Origin of the sequence: Paenibacillus graminis, from assembly GCF_000758705.1 — a bacterium.
Classification (GTDB): Bacteria; Bacillota; Bacilli; order Paenibacillales; family Paenibacillaceae; genus Paenibacillus_AQ; species Paenibacillus_AQ graminis.
The window spans coordinates 1,967,208-1,990,900 of sequence record NZ_CP009287.1; the positions used below are offsets into that span (position 1 = coordinate 1,967,208).

General features: G+C 51.4%; 18 protein-coding genes. 14 read left to right on the forward strand and 4 right to left on the reverse strand.

Annotated features, from left to right (window positions below; all coding sequences use genetic code 11):
* The first annotated feature begins 225 nt into the window (after positions 1-225).
* From PGRAT_RS07990 to PGRAT_RS33100, 4 genes are all read left to right on the forward strand, one after another.
* Complete coding sequence (locus PGRAT_RS07990) at positions 226-1,545, forward strand: ABC transporter substrate-binding protein (RefSeq protein ID WP_025707923.1); 1,320 nt, start codon at positions 226-228, stop codon at positions 1,543-1,545.
* Positions 1,546-1,619: 74 nt separating this feature from the next.
* Positions 1,620-2,498 carry a carbohydrate ABC transporter permease gene (locus PGRAT_RS07995; protein ID WP_025707922.1) on the forward strand — a complete coding sequence of 293 codons (879 nt, stop codon included), beginning with the start codon at positions 1,620-1,622 and terminating at the stop codon, positions 2,496-2,498.
* Positions 2,499-2,514: 16 nt separating this feature from the next.
* Positions 2,515-3,357, forward strand: a complete 843-nt coding sequence (locus tag PGRAT_RS08000; RefSeq protein WP_025707921.1) for a carbohydrate ABC transporter permease — start codon at positions 2,515-2,517, stop codon at positions 3,355-3,357.
* 170 nt (positions 3,358-3,527) lie between these two features.
* Complete coding sequence (locus tag PGRAT_RS33100; protein ID WP_155990510.1) at positions 3,528-3,668, forward strand: hypothetical protein; 141 nt, start codon at positions 3,528-3,530, stop codon at positions 3,666-3,668.
* Between the two features lie 949 nt (positions 3,669-4,617).
* Here the strand turns inward: PGRAT_RS33100 and PGRAT_RS08005 are convergent.
* Both PGRAT_RS08005 and PGRAT_RS08010 read right to left on the reverse strand, forming a co-directional pair.
* On the reverse strand, positions 4,618-5,883 hold the full coding sequence (locus PGRAT_RS08005; RefSeq protein WP_025707186.1) for an MFS transporter: 1,266 nt from the start codon (positions 5,881-5,883) through the stop codon (positions 4,618-4,620).
* Between the two features lie 48 nt (positions 5,884-5,931).
* Entirely contained in the window at positions 5,932-6,843 is a 912-nt protein-coding gene (locus PGRAT_RS08010; RefSeq protein ID WP_025707185.1) for a LacI family DNA-binding transcriptional regulator, read from the reverse strand.
* Between the two features lie 199 nt (positions 6,844-7,042).
* Here PGRAT_RS08010 and PGRAT_RS08015 point away from each other — a divergent pair, with 199 nt between their 5' ends.
* From PGRAT_RS08015 to aroA, 7 genes are read left to right on the forward strand one after another with little or no spacing between them, the layout of a single operon-like run.
* On the forward strand, positions 7,043-8,185 hold the full coding sequence (locus PGRAT_RS08015; RefSeq protein WP_025707184.1) for a DUF1611 domain-containing protein: 1,143 nt from the start codon (positions 7,043-7,045) through the stop codon (positions 8,183-8,185).
* Between the two features lie 20 nt (positions 8,186-8,205).
* Positions 8,206-9,345, forward strand: coding sequence for a DUF1611 domain-containing protein (locus PGRAT_RS08020; protein WP_025707182.1), 1,140 nt, complete (start codon positions 8,206-8,208; stop codon positions 9,343-9,345).
* Positions 9,346-9,347: 2 nt separating this feature from the next.
* Positions 9,348-11,408 (forward strand): alpha-amylase family glycosyl hydrolase, encoded by a 2,061-nt coding sequence (locus PGRAT_RS08025; protein WP_025707181.1) that lies wholly within the window; start codon positions 9,348-9,350, stop codon positions 11,406-11,408.
* Positions 11,401-11,835, forward strand: coding sequence for a hypothetical protein (locus tag PGRAT_RS08030; protein WP_025707180.1), 435 nt, complete (start codon positions 11,401-11,403; stop codon positions 11,833-11,835). Before PGRAT_RS08025 ends, PGRAT_RS08030 begins: the two co-directional genes overlap by 8 nt.
* A gap of 21 nt (positions 11,836-11,856) precedes the next feature.
* Positions 11,857-13,035 (forward strand): glycosyltransferase family 4 protein, encoded by a 1,179-nt coding sequence (locus tag PGRAT_RS08035; RefSeq protein WP_025707179.1) that lies wholly within the window; start codon positions 11,857-11,859, stop codon positions 13,033-13,035.
* 18 nt (positions 13,036-13,053) lie between these two features.
* Positions 13,054-14,292, forward strand: coding sequence for a Coenzyme F420 hydrogenase/dehydrogenase, beta subunit C-terminal domain (locus PGRAT_RS08040; RefSeq protein ID WP_042266352.1), 1,239 nt, complete (start codon positions 13,054-13,056; stop codon positions 14,290-14,292).
* The gene (gene aroA / locus PGRAT_RS08045; RefSeq protein WP_081758976.1) at positions 14,249-15,619 is read left to right on the forward strand and encodes a 3-phosphoshikimate 1-carboxyvinyltransferase; all 1,371 of its coding nucleotides are present in this window, start codon (positions 14,249-14,251) and stop codon (positions 15,617-15,619) included. The genes PGRAT_RS08040 and aroA overlap by 44 nt, the downstream gene beginning before the upstream one ends.
* Before the next feature lie 618 nt (positions 15,620-16,237).
* Here the strand turns inward: aroA and PGRAT_RS08050 are convergent.
* Entirely contained in the window at positions 16,238-17,356 is a 1,119-nt protein-coding gene (locus tag PGRAT_RS08050; RefSeq protein WP_042266354.1) for an IS4 family transposase, read from the reverse strand.
* A 292-nt stretch (positions 17,357-17,648) separates the two neighbouring features.
* A complete protein-coding gene (locus PGRAT_RS08055; protein ID WP_025708238.1) occupies positions 17,649-19,967 on the reverse strand; it encodes a helix-turn-helix domain-containing protein in 2,319 nt (772 codons plus the stop codon).
* A gap of 301 nt (positions 19,968-20,268) precedes the next feature.
* Here PGRAT_RS08055 and PGRAT_RS08060 point away from each other — a divergent pair, with 301 nt between their 5' ends.
* From PGRAT_RS08060 to PGRAT_RS08070, 3 genes are read left to right on the forward strand one after another with little or no spacing between them, the layout of a single operon-like run.
* The gene (locus tag PGRAT_RS08060) at positions 20,269-21,840 is read left to right on the forward strand and encodes an extracellular solute-binding protein (protein ID WP_025708237.1); all 1,572 of its coding nucleotides are present in this window, start codon (positions 20,269-20,271) and stop codon (positions 21,838-21,840) included.
* 24 nt (positions 21,841-21,864) lie between these two features.
* Positions 21,865-22,764 carry an ABC transporter permease gene (locus PGRAT_RS08065; protein ID WP_025708236.1) on the forward strand — a complete coding sequence of 300 codons (900 nt, stop codon included), beginning with the start codon at positions 21,865-21,867 and terminating at the stop codon, positions 22,762-22,764.
* A 19-nt stretch (positions 22,765-22,783) separates the two neighbouring features.
* Positions 22,784-23,653, forward strand: a complete 870-nt coding sequence (locus tag PGRAT_RS08070; protein ID WP_025708235.1) for a carbohydrate ABC transporter permease — start codon at positions 22,784-22,786, stop codon at positions 23,651-23,653.
* Positions 23,654-23,693 lie beyond the last annotated feature (40 nt).

The window sequence follows — 23,693 nt, forward strand, 5'->3', positions numbered from 1 at the left end:
ATATAAGAATTTGTCTGCTTCGCACGATAAGTTTTCCTTCTATTTCTCGCTGAAACGGGTACCGTCCTTATAAGGACGGTACCCGTTTCAACTTGTTTTGTCCCGTTTTTTACGGGTAATACCCGTTTTATCCCTTAATGTTATGGCTGGCCGGAGGCTATAATGTGAATGTGGCCGGCAGGTCACAGCCTTACGACACATACTCGCATGAGGGGGATATACACAATGAAAATTGAGCACAAACGTTTAAGCGCACTAATGATAACGCTTTCCATGATGCTGGTGCTGTCTGCCTGCGGCGGCGGCAACACAGCCTCTGACAAAAATCAGAATTCAGCTGCGGCAACTGACAGCGGCAAGGTCAAGCTGAAGGTCTACGCCCAGCACTTTGACGAAGATACGAAAGGCCCCTTCGACTACGCAGTGGAAGAGCTGAAGAAGGAGATGCCGGACGTCGAGATCGAGCTAGACTCCGCGGTGCAGGATGGTAATCAGAAGCTCAAGACTTATGCTGCCACAGGGAACATGCCTGATGTTTATTTCACCGACTGGCAGACCCTGCAGACCTTTGCCAAATCGAAAAATGTAGAGCTGCTGGACGATTATGAATCGACAGCACAGTACAAGGAAAGTCTTAATCCGGGCGTTGAATCCCGTCTGATTGCCCCGGATGGCCATGTGTATGCTTATCCCGATACCGGCATTGAGTTTCAGCTGATTTATTATAACAAGTCGATCTTCGACAAAGTCGGCATTGCGATGCCGATCAAAACCATTGACGAGCTGGCGGAAGCGGCCAAAAAGCTGAAAGCAGCGGGCTACACGCCGATGTCCATCTTCGGAAAAGAAAAATGGATTTCAGCCGCATTCTATAACGGTCTTGTTACCAGGGAGCAGGCTGCTGGCTTTGGCGCATTGGAGGCACAGGGAGTAACGGAGCTGCCACAGGCTTTTGTCACGGCAGCAGAGCAAATGAAGAAGCTTCAAGAAGCGGGACTGTTCGACGCTAACGCAACGAACACGAACTATGACCAGGCGTCCTCGCAGTTTTATCAAGGCAAAGCCGCGATGTTCGTCAACGGCCAATGGGAAATCTACAGCTCGGAAGAAAAGCTTGGCGGCCAGGTTGACTGGATGTATTGGCCGGCCAAAGATGAAGCGACCTACGAACAAACCAAATATAATATCGACGGGGCGGGATCTCCGCAGGGCTACGCTGTTTCGCCCGGCAGTAAGAATAAAGAGACTGCAGTGAAGGTGGCAGCGTTCCTCGCCGCGAAATCAGCAGAATATAAATATACGAAACTGGGCAGCCCGATTATTTCGCCGAAGACGGACAAGCCGATCGCTGCTGACGTGCCGGTCATGATGCAGCGGATCGCCACGGAACTGCTGCCGAACGCCAAAGAATACGCAAAGCTGCTAAGCAATACGCAAATTCAGAATGCCATCAACGACAACACACAGAACCTGCTGGTGGACGGTTTTACAACAGAGAACTTTGTCACGAACCTGAACCGTACATTGGGCAAGGAAAACCAGTAGTCTCAAATCTGCCCTGCCCCTGCGGCCTTCGCCCGGGGGTTCGGCTGTAACGGAACAAGGAGGAAAAGAACCGCATGAATAAATATCTGGGAAACAAATCGGCGCTGGCGCTGTTTCTGCTTCCTGCCCTGTTGTTATATAGCGTGATCCTTATCTATCCCGTGCTGCAGACCGTGGTAAGAAGCTTTTACGATTGGGACGGGCTGAGCACGGCGGCTTTCTCCGGATTTGCCAATTACCGTGAGCTGTTTAACGATCCGCTGCTATCCACTTCCCTGAAAAACGGGCTGATCTTTGCCCTGGTGCTGGCGGTCTTCCAGATTGGACTCGGTACGGTACTGGCACTTGTTTGCGCCAATCCGCGGACCCGCGGACGCAAGCTGCTGAAGACTGCTTATTTCATCCCAGTGGTGCTGTCGGTTACGGTTGTCTGCCAATTGTGGATCGCCATGTACGACCCGACGAACGGTCTTGTGAATAAGCTTTTCGGGCTGTTGAATATTCCTTACCGGCAGAACTGGCTGAGCTCACCGACGCAGTCGATCATTGCTATCGCTTTTGTGAACGCCTGGCAGTTTATGGGCTATCAGTTTTCCCTGCTGTATGCCGGGGTCAAGGCTGTTCCAGAGGATTACTTCGAGGCCGCAACCATCGATGGCTGCGGAAAGTGGCGGGCACATTGGCATGTTACGCTCCCGCTTATGCGGGAAACGTATAAATTCTGCTTCACTATCGCGATCACCTCCGGGATCGGAGCGTTCGTACAGATGCTGATTATGACCAATGGAGGTCCAGGCACGACCAACTACACGATGACCTTCATGATTTACCGGTATGCCTTTATGGAGAGCAACTATGGATATGCGTGCGCAGTATCGGTATTGCTGGTGCTGATCTCGCTTGTAGCGACGGTTGTAATCAACAAGGTGTTCGACCGTGGACAGAATGCCTAATGGAAAGGAGAACCACATGAGCCCAAAAACATTCCGGTCCATCGGGCATTTCCTGTTGCAAATTCCGCTGTGGCTGTATTTTGTTGTATCCATCTATCCGCTGTTCTGGATGATTTCTTATTCGCTGAAGAACAATGACGAAATTTTCGTCACCAACCCGTTTGGCCTGCCGACTCATTTTCGCTTTGAGAACTATGTAAATGCCTGGACGCAGTTCAATATTCCGCGTTACTTTTGGAACAGCTTTGTTGTTTCCATCATATCTACGCTGTTCATTCTGCTTCTGGCGCTTATGTTCGCCTTTGCCGTGGCGCGGATGCAGTGGAGATTCCGCTCGGCTGTCAGAACTTATATGCTTGTCGGTATGTTCATGCCGCTGCAGGTAATTATGATTCCGCTTGCGCTATTGGTTCGGGATTTTCATCTGACCAACACCTATGGAGCTCTTATCATTCCCTACATTGCCATCGGCCTTCCCTTCTCAACCATGGTGTTCTACGGCTTCCTGGTCAGCATTCCCCGGGAAATTGAAGAGGCAGCCTGCATTGATGGTGCAAGCATTTACCGGTTGTTTCTCGGGGTCATCCTGCCGCTGGCACTGCCGGCAATTGCAACGATTGCCATCTTCCAGTTCCTGAACAACTGGAATGAGTTCACTTTGGCGTACATTCTAATCTCGGACGAAAACATGAAGACACTGCCGCTTGGATTGCTCTTCTTCCAGGGCTCGTACAGTACCGACTGGGGAGCCATGGGGGCGGTCATGACCATTGCATCTCTTCCCATGGTGCTGGTATATCTGCTTCTCAGCGATCAGGTAGAGCGGGCCATGACAGTAGGCTCAGCGGTAAAAGGATGACAGCCGTCCGGGCGGCCGCTCTGCTATCCCATACGGAGAACCCGGATCTGAAGTATGAAGAATCTTGAGTTCCAATGCTTTGGGTTTAAGCAGCAGAACGAATAAAAGTCTGCGGAATTCCGAGTGAGATCCAAGTGAATTTCGAGAAATCCCGAGGGTGATAAGTGGACGTGAATTCAGCGGATTCACCCAAAGGGGTGGGAGGAGATCACTCGGGTTCGATAGCCTTTCTCCAACTGGCGCTGGCGGAGAAGCAGGTGCAGGTGAGCAGTACTATAGAAGTTGAACTTAAAGAATTCATAAAAGGGTAGAAGTGCGGAGGGGAAGTTTGGATACTTACAGAGCGGTGGCGTCCGCCTGAAAGCTTTCCGCAGGAAAGCTCGCTATCTTCAGCATAATCAGTCACCGGATTTCAACCGCTAAAGGCGGTTCCAATCAAGAAATTCTTACGACAACAGCGGCTGGAAGTCCAAACATTCCCCGCAGTGACGGCCATACCCCACAATGTAAAACAAAAGTTCAACTTATATGTTGGAAAAAGGGAACTTATTTCTCCCACAAATCTATAATTTTGGGAATTGGGTGGAAAAAGGAAACTTAATCGGGCCATATTCCTTTGTCAGGAGCAAAATGAGCTGAATTAGTGTACCTTTTTCCACTTAACCTGCAGAGAACAGGGTGCTGGGGCAAATTAGTGACCCTTTTTCCACTTGGAATTGCCGAAGGGTGCATAAAGGGTTCTCCAGGCACCGCTAAACTGAAAACCAAAAAGGTTACGCCGTCCAGTCAAGGATGGCGTAGCCTTTTTGTTCAAAGATAAGAGTTTATATGTTTTGGGGGAGGCGAAGCAATGTGGATATCTTAGAACCCTCAGATGATATAAGCGCTGCAGGAGGGGGGTTCGTCAGCGGAATGAAGCGGACAGAGAAGGCCTTATTTTGCGAAAAAGTCTGCTTTTCCGGCGGATTCGGACTCTGAGCCGTTATATCGCTCGTTTTAGCCTGGAATAATGGGAATAGGACAATTAGCAACATCTCAGTCCGGATCGTCCTGCGAAATGCGAAATGGACGAATCCTCCCCGATGGCGTATTTCCTGTCCGCATCAGCCGTTGGTCTTCTGGGAAACAAGCAACGGGTGAATTCGGAAAGAAAGCGTTGAAATAGGCAGATAGGCAGCGGCCGGAAGTCTATACGCTCTCTGGAGTCAGGGCTGCTCCCAAAATCGAAATATTACAATTTCAGTTTATATAGCTTGATGGCTATTTATAACCTCGAATGATCTTGAGCTTAGTTGATGTATATAAGGCGAACAGGAGCAGCAGCAGTCCAATGGACCCCATAACAGGGCCGGGACTGAAATGATCCGAAAGATAGGAGACAATGGATAGACCGATTGATGGAGCTACACTCATAATCGACCCCAGTACTCCGAAAACTCTGCCCTGAATCTCTTCCGAAATTTCCAGCCTGAGGATGATATTGATAAGGAGTGTGCAGAACGAGAACATGAATCCAATCAGCAGGACGACAGGGATAGCTGCGGCTGCAGAAGTAATGAAGGATAACAGGACGTACATCGGGCCCAGACAGAGCAGTCCGGTCATAATGAATAATCCCCGCCGTCTGATTCTGGAACCCAGGATCATAATCAGACCTGAGCCGATCATGTAGCCGAGCGGGATACAAGCTTCCATGAGTCCGAACTGAAAGGGGCTTGCCTTCCAGACGTTGACCGCCATGACCTGGGTCAGCATCATTGAGGGCATGAAGAATAGAGTGAGCGTTGGAAGCATAATGATGACTGCCTTGGCAAAGGGGAATTTCCAGATATAGCGTATGCCTTCTCCAAGATCCTGAATAAATTTCTTTTTCTCTTGGGGCTCTGGATTGGCGCGTACCGGCATTGGCAGGGAACGGACAGCAAGAACCAGCAGGAAGGAGACCAAAAACGTGACTCCATCGAATAAAATGGCATCCGCTGCACCGAAGCTCGCTACAAAGATTCCGCCCACGGAAAATCCAACCGTCCGGCAGATGTTCTCCGACAGGTTAAGCATGCCAACCGCTTGCTGGACATGCTCCTTGCCGACAACGGTGATAATGGAAGACTGGTAGGCAGGGGACTGGAATAGGGCTGACACCGTAGTTAGCGCTGTAAGTACAGCCACGATAATGAACGAAGCGGAAGGAACGGAGATAACGAGGGCAAGGGTCACTACCAGTGAGCAGCTGATCAGATCTGTAAACAGCATAATTTTTCTGCGGTTGTTCCGGTCCGCGAACGTTCCTCCGATGGACCCGAGCAGCGAGCTCAGCAATAGGTTAATGATCGTCAGTACAGCCACCAGTTTGGCGCTGCCTGTGGTCTGAAGCACCCAGAGACTGAGAGCGATGCTGTGAAAGGTATTGCCGAACAGGGAAATGGAGAAAGAGCAGAGCAGCAGCATGAATTTTTTGTTGGCCCACAGCTTTGGATACGAGTGTACCGCAGGAGCTGCTTGGGTGGCTATAACCGGTTCTGTCATATTGATCCTCCTTTCAACTTAAACGTTTAAGTTAATGATCAAAAAAATTTAGTCTACATAATAACAGTTATTCTCTTGCTCGGAGTAGTCCGAATGATATAACAGCTCTTGCATGAGTTCAAATGCGACCTCCGCTTTGTCCCCTTGAAAAAGAATCTTCTCTACACGCTCACCCAGCATTTGCGGGGAATTGCAGGTGCAGATTACGGTCAGATGCTCGAAATCTCCAGACTTCTCGACATAGCTGCCAATGAATTCATTAATCACAATCGCCTGCTTGAAGCGCTGGTGATCCATTGCCGGAAGCAGATCCTGAAGTTCGCGGATCTCGAAGACAGCATCGTCAGACAGAGGAACACAGCTGCGGATATAGCGGGTAAGGAGTGAGTTATTGAAGCTCTCCATAATCAAACAGACCTGGGACAGATCATCCGGCAAGGCCGCTTCAAGCACTGAACGGTAATTGAACACAACCTGCTTGAACAGCTTATCCTCAATCATGCTGTCGATCAGAATCAGGGGGATGCCTTCGACAAAGTGTCTGGAAATCGAGTAGAAGGAGGCATCTTGTGCATCGATGAGAAACACGGCTTCCAGCTTGCGCTCAACGATAATGTCCAGCGACGGGTTGTCGGTATCCAGAGTATAGAGCAGTGTATGATAACCGGCTGCTGTCAGCCGCTGCTCCAAAGTATGAATGAAGGCAAGCTGGGCATGCAGCTTCCAGTAAGGCAATTGCTTGGATTTGTGGACCAATACACCTACCAGACCGGTTTTTTGGTTCGCGAGTGAACGGGCTGCCAGATTCGGAATATAGTGCAGCTCTTCGGCCAGCTGCATAATCTGGCGGCGTGTCTTCTCAGGAATGGTCTGATTGTCCACACGATTCAGCACGTAGCTTACGGTGGCAACGGATACGTTGGCCCGGATGGCGATGTCCTTCATAGTCGTTTTTTTCAACAATCCTATTCTCCAATCTGTCAATTTCCTAAAGATTAACATTAGCTTAGGTCAGGAGTCAATCCTCGAAATTCATGTCATAAAAAACCTTTTATTTCTTGGTATTGATATAATATGTAAATTATTGTAGTATCAGCTTAATCGGTTAAGTCTACCGGTTGTTGTCTATCATTTACTCTATTATGGGAGGCGGTTATGCATGGACAATGTGGTGTTGTATCCCTTCAACAAGATTACGCAAGGGATCATCAGGTTCAGGGATTTAACAGATTTTACGGTAAGGGCGGTTGTTGATTTTGTCCTGCATAAGGGTAAAGACGCAGCAGAGCTGGTGGAAGGCCAGGCGGCCGGAATTCCAATCACGGACAATTTTGAAGAGGTGTTCGGCATAGCGGATACCCTGATATTGAATGATCCGGGAACTTCATTTGGAAATAACGAAAGCGTATATGGCGAGCATAACCTCAGCCAGCTGTGGAGATTGCTGGTTGCCTCTGCCCATGAGCATAAGCTGCGGATCATCAGTGTGCACGAAATTATAGACCGCCCTACCCTGGATTGGTTGCTTAAGAATGGAATTACGATTGAGATTCTACCGCAAATCCCCGCAAGTCTTCAGCACCGGCTTCATACAGAATATGCATTTCCTTCCCCTGGAGATGAAGTAGCCACTTATTTATCCTATTTTGATGTAGATGCACAAATGACCGTTTATAACCGCAATATATGCAAGGTTGGGATATTCGCAACAAGGGGCTGCCTCGGGAAGTTCACGGCTCAAATGTCGTTATTCCGGGCTCTTCAGCAGGCAGGAGAGAAGGTCCAGGCGATTATAACCGAGCCTACGGCTGCGCTCTTCAACCAACCGGGCGGTGATATTATGAAATTTATTGCCCATAAGCCGCTGAACCAATATCCGTACTACATTCACGCAGCTGTCCGGGAAGCGGAGAGCAAAGCCTGTGATTATGTCCTGTTGTCAGGTCAAGGCTCTTTGCTCCCGAATGAGAATTTCGTGATTGCAGCAACCAAAGTTTCTTATTTACGGGCCCTGCAGCCGGACTTGACGATCCTGATTGCAGGCTACGATGATGATGAGCAGATCAGAGACAGCCTCGATATTCTTCGCATTTACGGCAATGCCAGCCGGCCGTTTGCCATTCTAATCCCGGATAAATACGAAGTTGATTTTGGAGAATACATCTCAAAGACTCCGCAAGAAATAGAGCAGCGCAAGGAAGAAATCCGCAGCCGCTTTGATGCTGAACATGTCGAATCGGTGCTGGACATTGGCAGCCTGGCAGGCAAGCTGGCTGATTATAAGAAGACTGTCAGATTATGATCCGGACGGAGGGCGCGAATATGGAGAGAGTTGTGCTGTACCCCTTCAATAAAATCACACAGGGTCTGCTGCGCTTCCGTGACCTGCTGGACGTGGAGATTGTGTCGGTTATCGACTTTGTGGAGGAAGACGGGCAAGATGCCGGAGCGCAGGTGGACGGGAAGCATTCGGGGATTCTGATCCATACGTCCATGGCAGACGGTCTGAAGGACGCGGACACCCTGATTCTGAATGATCCCGGCACCACTTTTGGCGGAAATTCAGGGGTTTTTGCCGAACATGATCTTGCCGGATTATGGCGGAAGTTGGTCTTATACGCTTCTGGCCGGGGCCTAAAGGTGGTCAGTGTGCATGAAATTTATGACCGGGATACCCTGAACTGGATGGCGGAGCAGCAAATCAAGATCGATGTGGTTCACAGTCCGCGGGAGCAGCTTTTTCAGGAGATGGATGAGCGCTATGGCACGGGCGGAACGGATATAGAGCGCTATCTGGGACAGTTCGAAAAGGAAGCTTTGATGTACTCCCGTCCCAGGTCAATTAAGAGGGTTGGGATTTTTGCCACCCGGGGGTGCATCGGGAAGTTTACCGTGCAGATGAATCTCTACCGGCAATTCGCAGCAAAGGGTATTAAGGCGACAGCTTTCATTACAGAGCCAACCGGGTTCCTGTTCAGGCAGCCTGAAGGGGATATCTTCAAGTTCCTGGCACACCGCCCGTTGGAGCAGTATCCGTATTATATCGATACAGTGATTCATCAGGCCCAGCACAGCGGCAGTGACTGGATCATTATGGCGGGGCAAAGCTCCATTCTTCCCACTATGAATATTGCATTTAATTCCCTGAGATTTGCGATGCTGCGGGCATTTGATCCGGAATATGTTCTGCTGATTGCCGGTTATGATGATGACGGCGCTATTCAAGATGCGATTGAGATCTTAAGAATCTACTCCAGGCGGCCGCTTGCCCTGCTGCTGCCTGATAAGCTCGAAACCTCTTATGGGCAATACGAAGTCTATCCCCACGAACGGAGATTGGCCCGGAAGCTGGAACTGGAACAGAAATTTCAAATCCATGTCCTCCTGATCGAACAGGCGGAAACGGCGTTGAACCTTCTCTTGGCGGAAGCAAATGCCATTCCGGCCGGTTCTGGTAAGTAAATATGCTGCATCCGGGCGAATGCATCTATCAGATTGTCACCGACCGGTTCTGCGAAGGCACTCCCGCGGGCCGTCCGCGGGCGGAACTGTTCAGTTCCGGTGCAGACAATCTGCGGAAATATCTCGGCGGCGACTGGGCAGGGATTATTGCCAGGATTCAGGACGGATATCTTACGGGCATGGGGTTCAGCGCAATCCTGATCTCCCAGCCGGCAGAGAATATTGATGTATGTATGGAGGATGAAGAAGGCACAGCCTCCTATCATGGGTATTGGCCCAGAGACTTCCTCCGGCCCAATCCTTATTTTGGTTCGATGGACACCTTCAGAGCCCTGCTGAGTGCTGCGCATGAGCAGGGAATTAAGGTAATTATTGATTTTACGCCAAATCATACCTCCCCGGCACTGGAACTGCGGCCGGATTACATGGAGAACGGTGCAATATACCGCGCGGGCCGGCTGGTAGCAACGTACTCGGGAGATATGGAGCGTGTGTTTCTTCATAATGGCGGAACGGCTTTCCGGGATGCCGAGGATTCGCTGTACCGCAATTTGTATGACCTTGCCGGATTGGATCAAATGAACCCGCAGGCGGATGAGCTTTTGCGGGAAGGGATTGCTTACTGGCTGGATCAAGGGGTGGACGGTGTGCGGATTGATGCCGCCAAACATATTCCCCCGGGCTGGCTAACTTCGCTGAGCGCCTTCATTCATGCCAGGAAGCCGGCTTATCTGTTCGGGGAGTGGTTTCTTGAAGCACATGGACGCACACAGGACAATGCTGCTTTTGCCAACGGGAGCGGGATGAGCCTGCTGCACTTTATGTTCACACACGCGATCCGCGAGGCCTTTCATGGGCGGCGGGGCTTCGGTGCTTTTGCCGATATGCTGCGTGAATCCTCCGGAAGCTACAAGTATTTGTACGACCAGCTTATATTTCTGGATAATCATGATATGAGCCGGTTCACCCGGGATTCAGAGCCTTGGCTTACGGATTTGGCGCTTGTGCTGCTGTTGACTTCAGCCGGGCTGCCCGTAGTGTACTATGGAACCGAGCAGTACATGAGCGGCGGGGAGGATCCCCACAACCGTGCGATGATGAGTTCCTTCAGCAGGGAGACAACAGCCTACCGGCTTGTGGCGCAGCTTAATCGTTTAAGAGCCTGTAATCTTGCGATTGGTTACGGCAGTACGAAGCTGCTGTATGTCAATCCGGGGGTGCTGGTATTCGAGCGCAGCTGCAAGAGGGATGTCGCGCTGATCTTCATTAATCAGGAAGAAAGTGCACAAATTCTGCCGCCACTGGTTACTTCCCTGCCGCAAGGCGCTTACTCCAGCCTCCTTAAGGACATTTATCCGGACCGTCCAGCAGTTGCGGGGGCCGAAGGGGACATACAGAATGTGCTGCTGGCACCGCGGTCTGCTTATGTCTATGTTTATGAGTCTGATCTGGAGGAGCCGGCAGCCGTACATGTCTATCCCAAAGCAGCGGCGCCGGGAAGCGAGCTAATGATCCGGGGCAGACATTTAGGCGACACCGGCCGTCTGACCGTTGGCGGCTATGAGGCAGCTGTAATCTCATGGCAATCCGAGCAGATTGTAGCCAGGATTCCGGCGGTCCCGGCAGGCACACATCCTGTTGAAGGTCTGACGGTCGGGGAGCAGAAGTTCCGGCTGCCGGAAGAACTGAAGGTGTGGACAGGAACACTGGTTACGGTGAGGCTGGTGGTCAAGAACGTACACACTGATTATGATACCGGGGTCTACGTGACGGGGAATGTGTATGAGCTTGGAGCTTGGCAAGCGGAAAAGGCGGCAGGGCCGTTTTACAACCATATTGTCTATCGGTATCCAACCTGGTATTGCGATGTCAGCCTGCCGGCGGATTCCGGGATTGAGTTCAAAATTCTGCTTAGGAGCAGCTCCGGGGTTGTGCGCTTGGAGCAAGGAGAGGCTCATAGCCTCCATACGCCTGCGGAGGGTGTATCCGAAATGATCGTTGAGTGGCAGGGAGCCTGCCAAGAATCCTTTCAATTGTCCGAAGGAGATGCTGCATATGGATGAGAGATTGCAGTTTGACGGGACACAGCTGACCTTCCAGACTGCGCTGGAAGAAGAGAAGAGACAACTGATTGCGTGGCATTTCAAAAGCAGCTGGCTTGAGCTGCCGCAGGCTGTCCGGCTAACCGCCCTCTCTTCCGAGAACAAATTTGCGCAATTCCTGTTCCCGGTGGACAGGCCGCTCGGGCAAATGCTGGAGATGCGGATTCCCAGGCCGGCTAACCGCTACTATTACGCAGATTTAGGGATTATTAAAAAAGTGCAAACGTTTGTACCAATTTTGAGATCTAATGTGTTATTTATTTGTGATGACGGGAGCCTGATGTATTCGGACTGGTTCTCCTTCCAAAGAGATCATGCTTCACCTCCGCTGCTGGAGCAAAATACATGGTGGGAATTCTTCACGGGGTATTCACTTTCTGCACATTGAGAGATTCGGAGGGGGGAACCTATGCAATCAAGAGCATCTGTCTTAATCCTGTCCTGGGAGTATCCGCCTGTGGTGATTGGAGGGATGGCCCCGCATGTCTATGAATTGTCCAGGCATTTGGCCTGCGGGCCGGCCGAGGTCCATGTAATCACCAATAGCGCGCCGGGACGGCCCGTACTGGAAGTGGAGAACGGTGTATACGTGCACCGTGTGAATTCTTATGAGAACTTGACCGATTTCGAGGATTGGGTGCTTGAGTTCAATCTGGCGATTGTAGATTATGTTGCCTCCCGGCTCAGCGGGAACGTAAGGCTCGATCTTATTCACGCGCATGACTGGCTGGTCGGCTATGCCGCCCTTCTGCTGCGCCAGCAGCTGAAATTACCGCTTGTCACAACGGTCCATGCTACAGAATATGGAAGGAATCAGGGACTGTTCACGCCTCAGCAGCACATGATTCATGCCATCGAACATGAACTGGTCACTTCGTCAGACAAGGTCATTGTATGCAGCCTGCATATGCAGCGGGAGGTCTGCACTGTGCATGGTGTAGAGGAGTCCGGGACGGAGATTATCCCCAACGGCATTGATCTTCGTTCAATGGAGCTGATTCCGGCACATTCCTTCAGAAGAGAGCATTACGCGCAGGATGGCGGGAAGATTGTCCTGTTCATTGGAAGACTGGTGAAGGAAAAAGGGGTACAGGTGCTGCTGCAAAGTATGCATGACGTGCTGCGGGAATTCCCGCAATGCACCTGTATCATTGCAGGCCGGGGGCCGATGTACGCCGAGCTTGAAGCCAGTGCGGCTGAGCTGGGTACAAGCATACGCTTCACCGGCTTCGTGGACAGCCAGGAGAAAAGCTATCTGCTCCAGAGTGCCGATGTCTGTGTATTTCCCAGTTTATATGAGCCCTTCGGCATTGTAGCGCTGGAAGCGATGGGCAGCGGTACACCTGTAATTGTGTCTGAAGCCGGAGGGCTGGCCGAGATAGTTGAGCATGGGCGGACCGGCCTTACCAGCATTCCTGGAGACCCTGAAATGCTTGCGGGCCGGATTCTGCAGCTGCTCCGTGCCCCTGATGAGGGGAGCCTGCTTGCGGAAGCAGCCCGGAGGGAAGTTCTGCTGCGGTATGATTGGCAGCCCATTGCGGACAGAACCGGAGAAGTCTATTCCACGCTGAGCGGCGTGAGATTATAAGGAAAGGAAGATGCCGGGATGACATCTTTTATAACGCTCAAGGAAGAGATTATTGATCTATCGCTCTGTGCTTCCTGCGGATTGTGTGCCGCAGTATGTCCCCAAGGCCTGCTTGCGATGAATGGCGATTCCGTTTCACTTCCGGTCTTTCAGGGCCTGGAGGGCCAGGCGGCAGACACCTGCGGAAGCTGCAATCTCTGCTCGGAGGTGTGTCCGGGCTATGATACAGGTGTGATGGAATCGGAGCGGCGCATCTTCGGCCGCAACCGATCAGAGCTTGAACGCTGGACTGGCATCTACTTGTCTACCCATCAGTTATCGGCGGCGGACCCGGAAATTCTCGGCCGGGCGGCCGCCGGCGGGGCGGGAACGATCCTGGCGGTTACTGCGCTGGAGGAGAAGCTTGCTGACGCAGTGATTGTGGTGGGGAGAGATGAGGAACGTCCCTGGGTGCCGAAGGCCTACCTTGCCGATTCGGTGGACCGGATTATCCAGTGTGCCCAGACCAGCTACTGCATCACTCCCAATCTGGACCTGCTGCAGGATGGCAGATATGACAAGATCGGCATTATAGGCGTGCCTTGCCAGATCCAAGGAATCAACAAGCTGCTGAATCTGCCGGAGCACTTGCCGTCCTCTGTGCTGGCAGATAAAATAGCGTTCACGATTGAGCTGGGATGCGCCTCCAACACCTCACTGGGCGGTACCGAACATCTGATTACGGAGATCTTGGGGATCGAATTGGCTGACGTTGCTGTGATGCGCTACCGGGAAGGGCAATATCCGGGGCAGTTCATGGTCAGGACCCGGCAGGGGCAGGAGTATTATCTACCCTTTTACCGGCTGGTGGAGGAATTTAAAAAATTCAAAACCTTCCGCTGCCTCGCATGCCCGGACTGGTGGTCAGGGATCGCCGATATTTCGATTTCGGATGGAGATCCTAATATATTTGATTCCAGCAGAGAAGGGATATCCGCCAAAGCATCCTCCACGGTAATGGTGCGAACGAAGACAGGGGCCCGCCTGCTTGAGCTTGCGGTGCGCCGGAATGCGGCTAAGCTGGTCGATTACACCTTTGATAACAATCTTGGGCTGGAGCGGAAACGGCAGCGGTACCGCAGCTATGCAGCGAAGGGCGATCGGCGGATTCCGCTGGCTCCCGGCAGAGATATGGATTACTCACAAATACTCTCCGATGACGAGGTGATCAGAATTGGCATTGGTTCGAAACAGGGTCGGCCTGCCGGCCAAATGTGATTTGCAGATTAAGGCGAAGCGGGAGGTGTGCTCCTTCGAATTCCATTCGGTTCCCGGAGACAAATCAATCTCCCAGCGGGCCATTGTGCTGAACGCTATTGCCGAAGGCAAAGGTACGGTGTACAATGTGCTGCGTTCCCGTGACATTGAGAGCTGCATCGCGATTCTGCGCCAATTAGGTGTAACGATTGCATGGAACGGGGATGATCTGTCTGTGCATGGAAAAGGGCTGCGGGGCCTGCAGGCACCGGCGGGCAGGCTTGAGGTCGGGAATACGGCTACATCGGCCCGTTTGATATTGTCTGTACTGGCGGGACAGTCCTTTGCAGCGGAACTCGGCGGGAACGCACTGCTCTCGGCAAGACCCATGGACTGGGTTGTTCAGCCGCTGACGGACATGGGGGCTGTAATCGAATATCTTGGGACAAAAGGCTGCCTGCCTTTGCGGATTCAGGGAGCGTCCCCCTTGTCCCCCATAGAAATGGAAGCCACTGTGTTCAGCGCACAGGAAAAGTCAGCCCTGCTGTTCGCGGGATTATACGCGGAGGGAATCACATGTTACCGGCAACGCTGTCAAAGCCGGGATCATACCGAACGCCTGATGCATTATTTCGGCATCGATATTCAATCCGACAACGATGTTACATTCCTGAAGGGTGGCAAGGCCTTTTCCGCCAAGGATGTAATGGTTCCGGGTGATCTGTCCTCGGCGGCTTTTCTGCTGGCTGCATATGCTATTCGGAGAGCGGAGCGCAAGGGCAGCCTGCTGATCAAGGGGGTGGGTGTCAATCCAACCCGGAGCGGATTTACCGGGCTGCTTGCAGAGATGGGACTTCATTTGACGCTGCAAGCGGAAGCCGAGCTAATATCCGGGGAACCCATCGCAGATATCTATTGCACACCGGGAACCCGGTTGTCCTCTGTCCTTGCTGAAGGCAACGGGCGAATACAGAGCCTGATTGACGAAGTTCCTTTGCTGGCAGCGGTATCGGCATTTGCGGAAGGGGATACGGTGATCAGGGATTGCGGGGAATTAAGAGACAAGGATACGAACCGGATTCAGACCACCGCAGGGGTGCTAAGAGCTTTTGGCGTAGAAACTTCCTGCAGTGAAGACGAAATGGTCATTCATGGCGGCCGGCGTCTATCGCCTGCCATCGTTGACAGCTGTGGTGATCACCGGATCGCCATGACCGCAGCAGTATTGGCCAGCAGCCTGGACGAGCCTTCGATCATCCGCAACTGCGGCTGTATCAACGTTTCCTATCCGGGCTTTGTAGAGGATCTTTCGCAGTTTGCGGATATTGATGTTTTGTACGCAGAATGAACTGTTTATTCCGCCTGAAAAGCCCCCCGGCACTGTAAAGATACGGTGCCGGGTTTTTTTGAAGGATAAGAATTTATATGTTTTGGGGGGAACTGACTCCCCCTTATTTAACTGTAATACAGTGTGAAAAAATGTGGATATCTTGGAAGCCTCACAGGCATATACGCGATGCAGGAGGATAGGGCTCCATCCGCGGACTGAAGCGGACAGAGGAGCCCTTATTTTGCCAAAAATCTTACTTTTTCAGCAGTTACGGACTCAGGAGACGTTATAACGTTCGATGGAGCCTGGAATATAGGGGAAAGGGAGAAATAAAGGCATCTCAGTCCGTAGTCCTGCGGAATAGACGAATCTTCTATCCATAACGGCTGCGGATCGATCGCGAAGGAATAGGGCAATCCGTCTTTACCGGCTTCCTCGCAGGTGCTAGTTGGAAAAAGGGAACTTATTTTTCCGAAATTAAGAAATCCTGAGAGTTAGGTGGAAAAAGTAAACCTAATTGGGCCACATTTCTGGTCCAATGGCGAAATGGGCTGAATTAGTGTCTCTTTTTCCACTTCATCTGCCCGAGGGTAGGGTACTCTGGCAAATTAGTTAACCTTTTTCTACGACTGTTGATTAACCTATATTTGGGAAATTTAAGTTACAGGATAGGAACACCCTCCATTCGAGCGGCAAAGATTGTAGGCGAAATAACCGATCGAATTCGGCGAATGTTAGTTTTGCGGTGCTATGGACCGAAGCATTCCCTTGGTCAAACAGATATTTGAGCAGAACGTACACCAATAAAGCCGTATAGAGCTGTCCATATACCGCATTTGGCGTGGTCCCAAATAATCTTGGAACATTCAGTTGTTGCTTAATCCAGCGAAAAAATACTTCGATCTGCCAACGTTTTCGATAAATCTCCGCGATTTTCTCAGGCGAATGCCAGTGCAAATTCGTTGCTAAGATGACGGGGTTGCCTTTCGGATCTCGCAAGATCACCACTCGAAAACGTCGCTCGGAAAGGGCCTTGTTTTTTCCAAGCTGGCAGGTCAGATCTTGTTCAATGCTTCCCGTGAACGGTTTCTTACGTATTCTAGGAACGGGATCATGAAAGGTCGTGTTGTCCCGAAGCCGGATCACAAAATACTGACGCTCGATTTGCACGTCGTAAGCGTCGAAAAACTTGTGTTTTCCGTAAGAACGATCCGCGACCAGAATGCGTGTCGGATCGATGAGCTCCGCACAACTGTTGAGATCATGCTCATTTCCTGTGGTCTCCGTTACCCGATGCAATTCCCCCCGGTCCGCTATGATTGCGACATGGAGTTTAATCCCGGATTTTTGCCCGCGAATGGGAGCCCAAGGAAGTCGGCCCATCCCCACCGTGACTTGAGTGGAGTCGACGACAAGCAGTTCTTTTGGGATGCCAAGGGAACGCTTCGTTTTGCGATTGCACAGCTCAATCATGATTGTCAGCAAACGCTTGAAGAGTGCAAACGGAACCTGTTTCGCTTTTTTGGAGAGGGTAGAGTGGTCCACCGCTCGCTGACCGTAATGAGCCATTTGCTGCTCGCCATCGCGGTACCCGCGCCATTGCTGGAAGGCCGCTTCACTAAGAAATAAGAACAAATCGTACACGGTAAATTTTCTAGCAACATCGATATATCCCAGTTCTTCCAGGATTGGCTTCATTCGTTCCGGGGGAATCACCGATTGCAGAATGTTCGATAATGAAGTAGACTTTTTCATGAGGTCGCCTCGTTTCGGATGTTTGTAGGGGTACAAACACTTTACCGAATCGGCGGCCTTTTTTCTACATTTTTTTGGTTAATCAACAGCCGTAACCTTTTTCCACTTAAAAAGTTGCCGTAGGATTCATGGGGAGTCGTTCTCCAGGTAACGCTAGAACCAAGACGGCTGCGCTGTCCCTTGGAGGACCGCACAGCCGTTTTTGTTCGCGCTTGAGGATGAAATCCGGGAGCGGCTGCCCGTTCCGTGAAGAACGTCACAGCCCTGCGGCTGTGACGCCAGCAGGCCAGAGTTATTCCGCTTGTTCCTTCCCCTGGGAGAGCAGCCGGTCTGCAGCCTGCTGCTGCCGGTACTGTCCGGGGGTTTGCCCTGTCCGGGCCTTGAAGATCTTGTTGAAGTAGCTTACATTTGCATACCCGATATCCCGGCAGATTTCCTCGATGGAAAGGTCGAGCTGCAGCAACTCCATGGCCCGCTTGATCCGAAGCTGAATTAAATAATCGTTAATAGTCATCCCTGTAGACTCCTTGAAGATGCGGCTTAAATAAGAGGAACTGCGCTGCACGTGTTCAGCAACCGTGTCTACAGAAATATTTTTATTAAAATTAACATCCATATAATCCGTTGCCAGCTGCAGGGTCACATCCGTCATCTTCGAACGTTTCTCCTTGTGGTAGGCGATGATTCTGCTGCACATGTCCAGCAGGCACTCTTCCATATCCGGCAGCGTTTCCGCACGCGACAGCACATCTGCGTAAGCCGGTCTGTCCCCGAAGACGGCGGACATGTCGCCACGGGTTTGGACAAGCGTCTTCATGATCTCCCCGCTCAGCTGAAAAAACAGCTGCTGGATATTCGCCTTCCCCAGCTTCCTGTCAATCGCCGTCCGGGTAATCTGCCGGATGGCACCGAAGCATTGCTCCCTGTCTGTCTGCAGCAATGCCTGCAGCAGCTTTGTTTCCAGCTCATACGGATAGTAATAAGCTTCTTCCGTCGACTTCCAGTCGCCCAGGATGCCATATGTCAGAATTTCGCCCTTGCCGATGTACATTTTCAGATTCAGTGCTTCCAGGGTATCTTCGTAGGCTGAGCACACGCTTTGTTCACCGCTATAACTCCGGCTGACAGCAATGGTCACGTTCAAGCTGTACCGGTTCAGCAGAAGCTGCTTCAGCCGCTTGGCCTGTTCCAGCGGGAAGTCGTCCTCCTCCGCAGGAACGCTCAGCAGAATGACGGTCCGCTTGTCATCCTTGGCGAAGATTTCGCCGTCGATATCGGCTCCGAGCTCTTCCATAAGCCCGTAACGGAACAGATAAAACTGGATGCCGTCAGGCCCTTTTACCGGATATGGCTCTTCCAGCTCAAGAGTCAGCACGGCAAACCGGGTAAAATCCAGCCGGAGCCCCAGCAGCTCCGCCGCCTGATCCGTGCTGCCCCCCTGGATGAGGCCGTTCAAATATTTCTCCTTGATCGCTGTATGGTTATCGGTCAGAAGGGAATCCACCTTCCGTTTCTCTGTCATCAGTGTTTCCCAGTTGCGGACCAGCTGATCGTAGATGTGACGGATGAAGCCCGCTTCGTCGCCAGCGGGAAGGGGGCCGCCTGATCCGCTCCGCTGGCCGGCTTCGGAACCGCCGATATAGGAGATCACACTCTGAAGCGGGCGGTACAATCTTCTGGACAAATAAAAGGAGATCGCAAATGCCACCGTCAGGTAGGTAGCCGCAACAGTGACGACTATGAACTTGATCCGGTCCATCCCTTGCAGAAGGCTGGAGCGTTTGGTGATATCAACGAATCTCCAGCCCGTCAGTTCTGAGGTGGTGTAAGAGACGATCCGGTCGGAATCATCCATATAGTAGCCGCTTCCACCGGTCAGGCGGACAGGGTCCAGCTGCGCCAGCAGAGACTCCCCGTCAGCAGAATCGGAATAGAGCAGCTCCGAATGGGGCCCCAATACAAGGGTGGCGCCTTTTTTATTATGATAATGGCTCAAATAGTCGTCGAACAGCAGCTGCAGCTTCAGATTCATCACGATGGCGCCGTTCACCTGGCCGATTAATGGCATCTTTTGCAGCAGGCTGGCGGCAGGCTGTTCCGGCTCGAAGCCGTCCATCCGTCCGGTTAACCAAAGCGTGCGGTTGTCAGACTGCTGCTTCCACACTTCCAGCCAGGAGCGGTCGGCAAAAGTGGAGATAGGCGATGTCCTGATTTCAGGACGCGATGTCAGGACAAGCTCCAAAGGCGCGTAATACAAATAGATGGAATCAATGTAGGGACTTATTTTTTTCTGCGTCTCCACGAAATTGGATAAATCAATCAGGGAGCTTACACTCAACTTGCCGCTGCCATTGGTATGGTACAGGTACGACTGGGTTGTGATCATGCCGGAGGCGGCATATTTGATCGCGGTCAGCTCCTTGTGGATAAGCTCCTGCTGCTGTGTCAGGATCGATTCGTTGTATGCGATGGCATTCTGGATACTGTTGTCTGCTGAAATTGAGTAAGTGATCGTGGAGATGAGAATTACGGTGATCACGGCAATCGCAGTCAAGGAAAGAAGCAGCTTGACGAACATCGTGTTATGTTTGATCGAGCGGTATCCCGGCAAAGCACTCACTCCACTTCTCAGAATGGTTACGCTTACAAATTAAGTGAAATAAACAACACATCACTAGGGGGATTATATCACAGAAGTGCCCTCGGGGAAGAGGATGCCGGAAAAACATTAAAAAAACAGAAAAACATAATGCGCTTTCAGCTGCAGAAGTGGCCAAAAACATAAAAAGAATCGAAACAGAGGATTGTGTACCTTGGCGGAGAAGCTTATCGTAAATGTTGTAACCGCTATCATCACCCGGAACCAAAGCCGGGCTGCGGTGAACATACTTGTTTTAATAGGGGGAGTACTAGTGCAGACGAAATTCAAGAAATTCAGCAAAACCCTTCTACCCGCAATGCTGGTAGCGGGCCTGGTGGCCGGCTGCGGCAACGGCGGGAACAATAAGGCAGCACCGGAAGCCAGCGCAGGTGCAAATGCCGGAACAACGGCAGCAGCAGACCCGGTGGAAATTACCTGGGGTATCCATCTCCAGGCTCCGGGGGTTGTAGAAAACTCTCAAGTCCAGAAGTGGCTTGAAGAGAAGTTCAATGTAAAGATTAAGCCGGTAAAGGTGACTGATGCCAGTATTGCCTCCGGTGAAGTTCCCGATATTTTCATGCTTGGCGATCCCGCCAATGTGACGGCGTATCAGAACCAGGGCGTCCTGATGAGCCTGGACCAGAACATGCTGAAGGAAAAGATGCCGGAATATTACGCGGATATTGAAAAAAACAATGCGCTGTTCCAAACGGTGACTATCGACGATAAGCTATGGGCCATCCCTATGTTCATCGATCTGAAGCCGTATGATTTGGCGATGCTCTGGCGCAAGGATTGGCTGGATAAGGTAGGCATAACGAAGGCTCCTGAGACGCTGGATGAGTTCGAGAAGGCCATCTATGCCTTCGCACAGAAGGATCCGGACGGAAACGGCCAAAAGGATACGTACGGCTTGACAGGTACGGCAACCTCCACCTGGTCCTCCGGCTTCTATTCGATCTTCGGTGCGTTCGGTGTAGAGCCGACGATGTGGCATGAGAAGAACGGGGAAATCATGAACGGCTCCGTCATGCCGGAGACCAAGGAAGCACTGGCCAAGCTGCGGCAGTGGTTCGCTGACGGGGTTATTGACCCAGAGTTTATCACCGATACCCAAGACTCCTACCGCAAGAAACTCTACAATAACCGGATCGGCGTTATCGAGGAGCAGATTGCTAAGGGTGCGCTCCCGGATGCAGCGACCGTGACAGAAATGAAGTCCTTGAATCCGAATGCGGAGCTGGTGTTCGCCAAGAATCCGAAGGGCCCTGGCGGCGACGGCTCGTGGGACTGGGGAGTGAAGAGCAACTTTATTGTGATCAGCAACAAAGTGAAGGACCAGCCGGAGAAGCTTAACAAACTGTTCGAGATCCTGAGGGCAGAGAGCACGGACGAAGAAACCATCAACATGACCAGCCTCGGGGTGAAAGGGACCCATTGGGACTTCACGGAGAGCGGTGCGACTTCAGGAGCCACTCAATTTAAGGCCGGCTTCGAGAAGGCAGAGGAACGCGACCAGGCTGGCATCCGGCTCTTCTCGCTCGGCAACATCACGACGCAGGCATACCGCGAGAAGTATTCCAATCCGGCTCTGAATGAAGCGATCAAAACCTATTCGTCCGCTCCTAGACAGACGGATGCGCTGTTATTCTCGGCACTGCCTTCCGACGGGAAATACAAAAACGATTTAACTTCACTGATGCAGAAATACTTCGCCCAAATTATCAGCGGAGAAATCCCGCTCGAAGATTTCGATAAGTTCGTTGCGGAATGGAAATCCAGAGGCGGCGATGAATTGACTAAAGAAGCCAATGAGATGTACCAGGCTCAATTCAAAAAATAAATAGGGTTTTTAGGGGAGTGTAAGATGAAAACCATACGAAAGCATGGAGAATTATTGGCGCTGTTTCTGTTTGCCTTTGCGTTTTTCATTGTTTTTAAATATGGTCCGCTGTATGGCGTGGTCATTGCATTTAAGGATTTCAAGGTCGTGGATGGAATATGGGGAAGTCCGTGGGTAGGATTTCAGCATTTTCAGGAGCTGTTCCAGAGCAGCGACTTTTACCGTCTTCTTAAAAACACCCTGCTTTTGAACTTTTATCAGCTGCTCTTTGCATTTCCGGCTCCGATTATTCTGGCGATTCTGCTCAATGAGGTCCGCTCCCGGTATTTCCAGAGATTTATTCAGACAACGATGTATTTGCCCCATTTCGTATCTTGGGTAATCATGTCGGGTCTGCTCATCTATTTTCTGTCGCCGACTACAGGGATTATGGCTGACATCATGGGCTGGTTCGGAAAGGAGCCTATCTTCTTTATGGGCAAAAAGGAATATTTCCGGTCCATAGTCGTAGGCTCTTCCATACTGAAGGACCTGGGCTGGGGTTCCATCATCTATTTTGCCGCTTTGTCGGGGATTAACCCGGAAATTCAGGAATCGGCCATCATTGATGGGGCGAACCGCTGGCAGAGGATCATCCGGATCAATGTTCCGTCGATCATGCCTACCATATCGATTATGTTCATCCTCAGTCTCGGCGGTTTCTTAAGTGCAAATTTTGAACAAATTATCAATCTGCTTAACCCGGTCACCTTTGAAACGGGCGACGTCATCGATACTTACGTCTACCGGGTCGGCCTGCAGCAGTTCCAGTACAGCTACACAGCAGCTATCGGCTTGTTCAAGTCGCTTGTGGGACTTGTGCTCATTCTGGGTGCCAATCTGACCGTGAAGAAGCTGAGCAAAGGGGAAAACGGATTATGGTAGGAGCAGGAGGAAGTCAGTCATGAAGACGAGAAAATGGCAGGATCTTATTACACCCGCTATCATCTATTTGGTGTTATCATTGCTCGCGCTGATCGTCGTGTACCCATTCATTCATGTTACGGCGGTTTCCTTCAGCGGACGCGGAGAGGCGCTCCGGAGCGGATTTCATTTTTTTCCGCGGGACTTCGAATGGAGAGCGTACCGGGAGCTGCTGGAATATCCGTTCATTTGGTCAGGCTATGCCAATACCGTGTTCCGCATGGTGGTGGGAACGCTCTTGACGCTGCTAGTCACCGTCTGCGCTGCCTATCCGCTGTCACGCCCTGATTTTCCTATGAAGCGTGCGCTGATCATGCTAATACTGTTCACCATGATCTTCGACGGGGGCATCGTCCCGAATTATCTGCTGATCAAAGAGCTGCATCTGCTGGATTCACGCTTGGTCTATGTGCTGCCTACAGCAGCTAATGCCTTCCAGGTTCTGGTGATGCTGTCGTTCTTCCGGTCCATTCCGGATGCACTGATCGAAGCGGCCCGCATCGACGGGGCCAGGGACATGCGGATCTTGTTCCGCATTGTGCTGCCGCTCTCCATCCCGTCCCTGGTGACGATTGGGCTCTGGTCGCTCGTTCACCATATCAACGCGTTTATGGATAATCTGCTGTATGTCACCGACCAGTCGAAGTACGTGCTGCAGCAAGTCGTCCGGCAGATCCTCATCGAGAACAAGCTGGACCCGTTCACTACGGCAACCAATCTGGTCCCTCCTGCACCGGAGAGTCTGAAGATGGCGTCAGTGATTGTATGCTCATTACCGGTGCTCGTGTTGTACCCGTTCCTGCTTAAATACTTTGAGAAAGGAACGATGATTGGTTCAGTGAAAGGGTAAGCTGCGCTTCCAGGGAACCTCACGGTTCCCTTTCAGATAC

Coding starts and splice junctions, on each gene's coding strand:
- PGRAT_RS07990 (WP_025707923.1), top strand. CDS start 226: ATGAAAATTGAGCACAAACGTTTAAGCGCACTAATGATAACGCTTTCC.
- PGRAT_RS07995 (WP_025707922.1), top strand. CDS start 1,620: ATGAATAAATATCTGGGAAACAAATCGGCGCTGGCGCTGTTTCTGCTT.
- PGRAT_RS08000 (WP_025707921.1), top strand. CDS start 2,515: ATGAGCCCAAAAACATTCCGGTCCATCGGGCATTTCCTGTTGCAAATT.
- PGRAT_RS08005 (WP_025707186.1), bottom strand. CDS start 5,883: ATGACAGAACCGGTTATAGCCACCCAAGCAGCTCCTGCGGTACACTCG.
- PGRAT_RS08015 (WP_025707184.1), top strand. CDS start 7,043: ATGGACAATGTGGTGTTGTATCCCTTCAACAAGATTACGCAAGGGATC.
- PGRAT_RS08020 (WP_025707182.1), top strand. CDS start 8,206: ATGGAGAGAGTTGTGCTGTACCCCTTCAATAAAATCACACAGGGTCTG.
- PGRAT_RS08025 (WP_025707181.1), top strand. CDS start 9,348: ATGCTGCATCCGGGCGAATGCATCTATCAGATTGTCACCGACCGGTTC.
- PGRAT_RS08030 (WP_025707180.1), top strand. CDS start 11,401: ATGGATGAGAGATTGCAGTTTGACGGGACACAGCTGACCTTCCAGACT.
- PGRAT_RS08035 (WP_025707179.1), top strand. CDS start 11,857: ATGCAATCAAGAGCATCTGTCTTAATCCTGTCCTGGGAGTATCCGCCT.
- PGRAT_RS08040 (WP_042266352.1), top strand. CDS start 13,054: ATGACATCTTTTATAACGCTCAAGGAAGAGATTATTGATCTATCGCTC.
- PGRAT_RS08050 (WP_042266354.1), bottom strand. CDS start 17,356: ATGAAAAAGTCTACTTCATTATCGAACATTCTGCAATCGGTGATTCCC.
- PGRAT_RS08065 (WP_025708236.1), top strand. CDS start 21,865: ATGAAAACCATACGAAAGCATGGAGAATTATTGGCGCTGTTTCTGTTT.
- PGRAT_RS08070 (WP_025708235.1), top strand. CDS start 22,784: ATGAAGACGAGAAAATGGCAGGATCTTATTACACCCGCTATCATCTAT.